The sequence below is a fragment of the Microbacterium sp. genome, assembly GCF_051953575.1.
Classification (GTDB): Bacteria; Actinomycetota; Actinomycetes; order Actinomycetales; family Microbacteriaceae; genus Microbacterium.
This window is the reverse complement of the sequence record NZ_JBQCIP010000152.1, coordinates 1-6,139: the sequence shown is the minus strand read 5'-3', so window position 1 is coordinate 6,139 and position 6,139 is coordinate 1. Positions and strand designations below refer to the sequence as shown.

The following is a 6,139-nucleotide window of genomic DNA, read 5'->3' as shown; positions in this document are numbered from 1 at the left end:
CGCTCGAGCGGCTGCTGGAGGAGAAGTGGGGGCACACGCTGCTCAGCCAGGCGCCCGATCTGAGCGCCACCGAGATGTTCGCGAGCGAAGAGGGAGCCGTCTGATGGCCAAGGCCGACCTGCTGGATTACGACAAGGCCCTCGAGCTGTTCGAGCCGGTGCTCGGCTTCGAGGTGCACGTCGAGCTGAACACCGAGACCAAGATGTTCTCGGCCGCCCCGAACCCGGCGCATCCCGCCCAGCACGACGCGGCGCCGAACACGCTGGTCGCGCCCGTCGACATGGGCCTGCCGGGAGCCCTGCCGGTCGTCAACGAGCAGGCGGTGCGCTACTCGATCAGCCTCGGCCTCGCCCTGGGCTGCTCGATCGCGCCGTCGAGCCGCTTCGCCCGGAAGAACTACTTCTACCCGGATCTCGGCAAGAACTACCAGATCTCGCAGTACGACGAGCCCATCGCCTTCGAAGGGCAGGTCGAGGTCGAGCTCGAGGACGGCTCGCTGGTGCAGATCCCCATCGAGCGTGCCCACATGGAAGAGGATGCCGGCAAGCTGACCCACGTCGGTGGTGCCACCGGGCGGATCCAGGGCGCCGAGTACTCGCTCGTGGACTACAACCGCGCCGGGGTTCCGCTCGTCGAGATCGTCACGAAGCCGATCTTCGGGGCAGAGGCCAACGCCCCCAAGCTGGCCGCGGCCTACGTCCGCGCGATCCGCGACATCGTCATCGGACTGGGCATCTCCGAGGCGCGCATGGAGCGCGGCAACCTTCGCTGCGACGCCAACGTGTCGCTCCGGCCGCGTGGCCAGGAGAAGCTCGGCACCCGCACCGAGACGAAGAACGTCAACTCGATGCGATCGGTCGAGCGTGCGGTGCGCTACGAGATCCAGCGACAGGCGGCCATCCTCGCCGCCGGCGGCACGATCACGCAAGAGACGCGTCACTGGCACGAAGACACCGGAACCACGTCGCCGGGTCGCCCCAAGTCCGATGCCGACGACTACCGGTACTTCCCCGAGCCGGACCTGCTTCCGGTGGCACCGGCGCCCGAGCTGATCGAGGAGCTGCGCGCCGCACTGCCGGAGCAGCCGGGTGCGCGCCGCCGCCGGCTGAAGACCGACTGGGGCTTCACCGACCTGGAGTTCCAGGACGTGGTCAACGGTGGGCTGATCGACGCCGTCGAGGCGACGATCGCGGCGGGCGCCACGCCGGCCTCGTCGCGCAAGTGGTGGACGGGTGAGATCACCCGCATCGCGAACGCGCAGCAGGCCGACGCCGCCGACCTCGTCACTCCGGCCAACGTCGCCGCCCTCCAGGGGCTCATCGACGCGGGAACGCTCACCGACAAGCTCGCTCGCCAGGTGCTCGAAGGCGTGATCGCCGGCGAGGGCACCCCGCAGGAGGTCGTCGACGCCCGCGGACTGGCCGTCGTGTCGGACGACGGTGCGCTGATCGCCGCCATCGACGAGGCGCTGGCCGCCCAGCCGGACGTGCTCGAGAAGATCCGCGACGGCAAGGTGCAGGCCGCAGGCGCCGTCATCGGCGCGGTCATGAAGGCGATGAAGGGTCAGGCCGACGCTGCGCGCGTGCGGGAGCTCGTACTGGAGCGTGCCGGCACCGCCTGATCGGCGACGTCACGTCGGACCTTCGGCGGTGGGGCGGGTCCTTCGGGAACCCGCCCCACTGTTCGATGTCGGAGCTCCCTGAAAGGATCGGCGCATGGGGCGTGGCGACGGAACAGGGCGGCTCGTCTCGCCCGACGACGGCGACGACACCGGTACGGGCATTCTCCACGTCGACATGGACGCCTTCTACGCCTCGGTCGAGCAGCTCGACGACCCCGCACTGCGCGGCAAGGCGATCATCGTCGGCGCACCCGAGAGCCGCTCCGTGGTGTCGAGCGCGTCGTACGAGGCACGGCGCTACGGGGTGCGTTCGGCGATGCCGGTCAGCCAGGCGCTCCGGCTGTGTCCGCACGCGATCGTGGTGCTGCCGCACTTCGACCGCTACCTCGAGGTGTCAGCCAACGTGATGCGGATCTTCCGTGACGTCACGCCGCTGGTGGAACCTCTGTCGATCGACGAGGCGTTCCTCGACGTGCGCGGCGCGCGGCGGCTGTGGGGGAGCCCCGGTGAGATCGCCCGGATGCTGCGTGCCCGCGTGCTCGCCGAGACCGGGCTCACGTGCAGCATCGGCGTCGCGGCGACGAAGCATGTCGCCAAGATGGCGTCGACGATCAGCAAGCCGGACGGACTCCTCATCGTCGCCGAGGCCGACACGGCGGCGTTCCTCGGCCCGCGCTCCGTGCGTGCGCTCTGGGGCGTCGGCCCGAAGGCATCCGAATCGCTCGAACGACGAGGCATCCGCACCATCGCCGACGCGCGGGAGGCACCGCGCGAGATGCTCGAACGCGCCCTCGGACCCGCGATGGGGGACCGCGTCTGGCATCTCGCCCGCGGCATCGATGCGCGCGAGGTGGACACCTCACGCGTCGAGAAGAGCATCGGGCACGAAGAGACGTTCCACGAAGACATCGGCGACGACGCGGTGCTGCGCTCCGAACTCCGGCGACTCGCGGACCGGGTGGGCGCACGCCTGCGCAGCAACGGGTGGGAGGCGGCCACGGTCGCCGTCAAGGTGCGCTTCGCGGACTTCACCACGATCTCCCGCTCGCAGACGCTCGCCGAGCCCACCGCCGTCGGACAGAGGATCGGGGATGCCGCACACGACCTGTTCGCCTCGATCGACCGGTCGATGCCGGTGCGGCTCATCGGCGTTCGTGCCGAGAAGCTCCGCCCATCGGGGACGGCGATGCCCGGGCTCTGGGACGACGACGAGGGCTGGCGGCGCGTCGAGGGTGCGCTCGACGACGCGACGGCGCGGTTCGGCCGCGGAGCCGTCACCCGCGCGACGAACCTGAGCACGCGCGGCGGCGGCACGCTGCCGTCGAACCCGCCCGCGCCGCGTCTCGACGAGGACTGACGGCCCGATCGAGGCTGATCGTCTGTCCCGCGGTCCCATCGCCCGCTACGTTGGAGGCATGCCTAACATCGCACTCGAACTCGGCAAGCAGTCGGCGTCCTTCGGCGTGAAGAGCGCCTACGGCGAGCAGCAGGATGTCGACGGCATCCGGCTGATCCCCGTCGCAGTGACGTGGTCGGGCTTCGGCGGGGGCTCCGACGAGGCCGGGAACGGCGGGGGCGGTGGCGGCGGCTACGCGATCCCTGTCGGCGCGTACATCCGTCGCGGTGACGATCTGCGCTTCGAGCCCAACATCATCGCGCTGCTCACCGTGGCGATCCCGTTCGTGTTCTTCGCCGGGCGCGCACTCAGCCGTGTCATCCGCACCCTCAAGAAGTAACGCCGACCCGGTCGCAACGTCTCTCGCCCTCGCCGTCGGACACCTGGCGACGGCGATCGAACAGGTGGCGGCATCCAATCCGGTCGTCCTCATCGACGGACACAGCGGCGCCGGCAAGAGCTCGCTCGCGCGTGCACTGGTGACGAACTGGCCGCTGCGCGGCCGCGTCCAGCTCGTCGCACTGGACTCTATCTACCCGGGGTGGGACGGGCTCGATGACGGCGTCGAACTGGCCCGTGAGCTGATCCTGGTGCCGCACGCGCGCGGGATCGTCGGTGTCTGGCAGCGCTGGGACTGGACGATGGGCGAGCCCGCCGAGGCGCACGCCGTCGATCCCTCGCTGCCGCTCATCGTGGAGGGGGCAGGGCTGCTGACTCCGGCGACGGCGCGACTGGGGGACGTGCGCGTGTGGCTGGAGTCCCCGGCGACGTCGCGAAAGCAGCGAGCGTTGGACCGCGATGGCGACGCGTACCGTCCTCACTGGGACCGCTGGGCTCGCCAGGAGCAGCGTCACGTCCAGCGTGACGACCCGATGCGGCTCGCCACCCATCTGTTCCCCGTGCCGTAGGCTGCCCGTCAGGACGCGTCGAAGGACGCCACGAGCCCGTCCAGCCGGTAGCCCAGCCAGTCGTAGATGCCGAACCGCGAGTCGTTCGGATCGTGGTCCTCGGGTTCGGTGATCTGCAGACGCTCCGCCATCACCAGCCTCACGGCGGCGAGGGTGCGCAGCCAGGCGCGCACCGTCTCGGGCTCCAGCCTGATCTCGACCTGCTCGAGCATCGCAGGGTCGTCCGGATCGTCAGAAAGCTGGGCGGCTTCGGCCAGCGAGAACAGCACGATCTCGGCGTCCGCGCGCCGCCTCGTGAGCAGGTCGTTCTCGGTGAGGGATCGGAACTCGCGCCCGGCCTCATCGTCGTCGGGATACGCGGTCGGTACGAGACGGGCGATCGCGGGGTCCTCGTCCGCGGGGGTTGCGCCGTCCACGAGTTCGGCGAACTGCCCGACGAGCGCCGACAGATGCGCAGCCTCGAGTCGCGCCACCTCCAGCACGACGGTGCGTCCGGTCATGACGGCTCCTGCCGCACGGTGGCCCACAGGCCGTAGTCGTGCATCGCCTGGGCGTGCAGCTCCATCTGCTCGCGTGCGCCCTGCGAGACCACCGCGTGACCGTCGTGATGGACCGCGAGCATGAGGCGCTCCGCCTCGGCGCGCGGCAGGCCGAAGTACTCGCGGAAGACGTGGGTCACGTAGCTCATGAGGTTGACGGGGTCATCCCAGACGACCGTCTGCCACGGCCGGTCGGGGTCCGTGCGCTCGACGACGTCCACGTCCTCGTGGACCGATGGCGTGGCGAGCGGAGTCATCACGCCCACCCCAGCTCGTGCAGCCGGTCGTCGTCGATGCCGTAGAAGTGGGCGATCTCGTGGACGAGCGTCATGTGGACCTCGTCGCGCAGCTCGTCCTCGTCGTCGCACACGGCGAGATGCGGTTCGCGGTATACGAGGATCCGATCGGGCAGCTCGCCGACGCCGTAACGGTCCCGTTCGGTCAGGGCCCAGCCGTCGTAAAGGCCGAGCAGGTCGAGACTGCCGTCCTCGGGGCGGTCCTCGACGACGAAGACGACGTTGTCGAGCCCGGCGACCATATCGTCGGGAAGGGCGTCGAGCTCGTCGATCACGAGCGACTCGAAGGTCGCGGCATCCATCTCCATACCGTCAGCAACGATACCGGCTGGGGTCGACACGGGGCCCGAGGCGGGGCCCGCGAAACCGCGAAGCAGATCGAGGTCCGAACCTCGGCGGAAGACTCTGCCGAGGTTCGGACCTCGATTCACATGGGGTGAGTAACGGGACTTGAACCCGCGACCCCCTGGACCACAACCAGGTGCTCTACCAACTGAGCTATACCCACCATGCTTCCCACTCGCGCGGGCAACCAGACGATTCTCTCACACCTCAGGGGCAAACGATGACACGGCGGCCGCCGCGGCTGCGCGCGCCCCGTCGCTGGTCGGTCCGGGCTCGGGAACGAACACCGCCTGGCGGTAGTAAGCGAGCTCTCGCACCGACTCGATGATGTCGGCGAGCGCGCGGTGACCGCCGTCCTTCGCGGGTGCGTGGATGTACGCGCGCGGGTACCAGCGGCGGGCGAGCTCCTTGATGCTCGAAACGTCGACGTTGCGGTAGTGCAGCCAATGGTCGACGCGCGGCATGTACTTCGCGATGAACATGCGGTCGGTGCCGATCGTGTTGCCCGCGAGCGGTGCCTTGCCCTCCAACGGCACGAACCGCTGGATGTACTCCAGGACCTGGAACTCGGCGTCGGCGACCGTGACACCGTGCGGGATCTCGTCCAGCAGCCCCGAGGACCGGTGCATGTTCGTCACGAACTCGTTCATGTGCGCCAGCGCGGACGCATCCGGCTTGATCACGACATGGAACCCGGGATCCAAGAGGCGGAGCTCGAAGTCCGTGACGATCACCGCGATCTCGACCAGCTCGTCGACCGCGAGATCGAGTCCTGTCATCTCGCAGTCGATCCAGACCAGTCGATCGTTGTCGGATGCCCCCACCATGTGCTCCATCCTCGTGATGGGCTCCGACATCGCGGGCCCGGATAGGGGGCTGGGCGGCGCCGCCGCGCCCCGGTGCCCCCCCGGGAGGATTCGAACCCCCGACCTGGCGGGTAGAAACCGCTCGCTCTGTCCCCTGAGCTACGGAGGGAAGGGTGAGTTCCCAGATTACCCGGTCGCGCCACGCCGTCGCCGACTCTGGTTTCCCGG

At 69.4% G+C, this 6,139-nt stretch carries 8 protein-coding genes and 2 tRNA genes; 4 read left to right on the top strand and 6 right to left on the bottom strand.

What is annotated here, in order from left to right; all coding sequences use genetic code 11:
• Positions 1-103: 103 nt before the first annotated feature.
• From gatB to ACTHNQ_RS09460, 4 genes are all read left to right on the top strand, one after another.
• Positions 104-1,621, top strand: coding sequence for an Asp-tRNA(Asn)/Glu-tRNA(Gln) amidotransferase subunit GatB (gene gatB / locus ACTHNQ_RS09475; RefSeq protein WP_440333130.1), 1,518 nt, complete (start codon positions 104-106; stop codon positions 1,619-1,621).
• A 94-nt stretch (positions 1,622-1,715) separates the two neighbouring features.
• Positions 1,716-2,978, top strand: a complete 1,263-nt coding sequence (gene dinB / locus ACTHNQ_RS09470) for a DNA polymerase IV (RefSeq protein WP_440333128.1) — start codon at positions 1,716-1,718, stop codon at positions 2,976-2,978.
• Between the two features lie 58 nt (positions 2,979-3,036).
• Positions 3,037-3,357, top strand: a complete 321-nt coding sequence (locus ACTHNQ_RS09465) for a hypothetical protein (protein ID WP_018171049.1) — start codon at positions 3,037-3,039, stop codon at positions 3,355-3,357.
• A complete protein-coding gene (locus ACTHNQ_RS09460; RefSeq protein WP_440333125.1) occupies positions 3,332-3,925 on the top strand; it encodes a hypothetical protein in 594 nt (197 codons plus the stop codon). The genes ACTHNQ_RS09465 and ACTHNQ_RS09460 overlap by 26 nt, the downstream gene beginning before the upstream one ends.
• A gap of 8 nt (positions 3,926-3,933) precedes the next feature.
• Here ACTHNQ_RS09460 and ACTHNQ_RS09455 read toward each other — a convergent pair whose 3' ends face one another.
• The 6 genes from ACTHNQ_RS09455 to ACTHNQ_RS09430 all read right to left on the bottom strand — a co-directional run bounded on the left by ACTHNQ_RS09455 (position 3,934) and on the right by ACTHNQ_RS09430 (position 6,080).
• Positions 3,934-4,425, bottom strand: a complete 492-nt coding sequence (locus tag ACTHNQ_RS09455) for a DUF2017 family protein (RefSeq protein ID WP_440333123.1) — start codon at positions 4,423-4,425, stop codon at positions 3,934-3,936.
• Positions 4,422-4,721, bottom strand: coding sequence for an ATP-dependent Clp protease adapter ClpS (gene clpS / locus ACTHNQ_RS09450; RefSeq protein WP_440333121.1), 300 nt, complete (start codon positions 4,719-4,721; stop codon positions 4,422-4,424). The genes ACTHNQ_RS09455 and clpS overlap by 4 nt, the downstream gene beginning before the upstream one ends.
• Positions 4,721-5,062, bottom strand: a complete 342-nt coding sequence (locus tag ACTHNQ_RS09445) for a metallopeptidase family protein (protein WP_440333119.1) — start codon at positions 5,060-5,062, stop codon at positions 4,721-4,723. Before ACTHNQ_RS09445 ends, clpS begins: the two co-directional genes overlap by 1 nt.
• A 130-nt stretch (positions 5,063-5,192) precedes the next feature.
• Positions 5,193-5,268, bottom strand: a tRNA-His gene (locus ACTHNQ_RS09440).
• A 37-nt stretch (positions 5,269-5,305) separates the two neighbouring features.
• Positions 5,306-5,932 carry an oligoribonuclease gene (gene orn, locus ACTHNQ_RS09435; RefSeq protein ID WP_018171044.1) on the bottom strand — a complete coding sequence of 209 codons (627 nt, stop codon included), beginning with the start codon at positions 5,930-5,932 and terminating at the stop codon, positions 5,306-5,308.
• 75 nt (positions 5,933-6,007) lie between these two features.
• Positions 6,008-6,080, bottom strand: a tRNA-Arg gene (locus tag ACTHNQ_RS09430).
• Positions 6,081-6,139: the final 59 nt, after the last annotated feature.

Excerpts from the sequence above, each read along its gene's own strand:
- gatB (WP_440333130.1), top strand. The coding sequence starts at position 104 with ATGGCCAAGGCCGACCTGCTGGATTACGACAAGGCCCTCGAGCTGTTC.
- dinB (WP_440333128.1), top strand. The coding sequence starts at position 1,716 with ATGGGGCGTGGCGACGGAACAGGGCGGCTCGTCTCGCCCGACGACGGC.
- ACTHNQ_RS09465 (WP_018171049.1), top strand. The coding sequence starts at position 3,037 with ATGCCTAACATCGCACTCGAACTCGGCAAGCAGTCGGCGTCCTTCGGC.
- ACTHNQ_RS09455 (WP_440333123.1), bottom strand. The coding sequence starts at position 4,425 with ATGACCGGACGCACCGTCGTGCTGGAGGTGGCGCGACTCGAGGCTGCG.
- clpS (WP_440333121.1), bottom strand. The coding sequence starts at position 4,721 with ATGACTCCGCTCGCCACGCCATCGGTCCACGAGGACGTGGACGTCGTC.
- ACTHNQ_RS09445 (WP_440333119.1), bottom strand. The coding sequence starts at position 5,062 with ATGGATGCCGCGACCTTCGAGTCGCTCGTGATCGACGAGCTCGACGCC.
- orn (WP_018171044.1), bottom strand. The coding sequence starts at position 5,932 with ATGGTGGGGGCATCCGACAACGATCGACTGGTCTGGATCGACTGCGAG.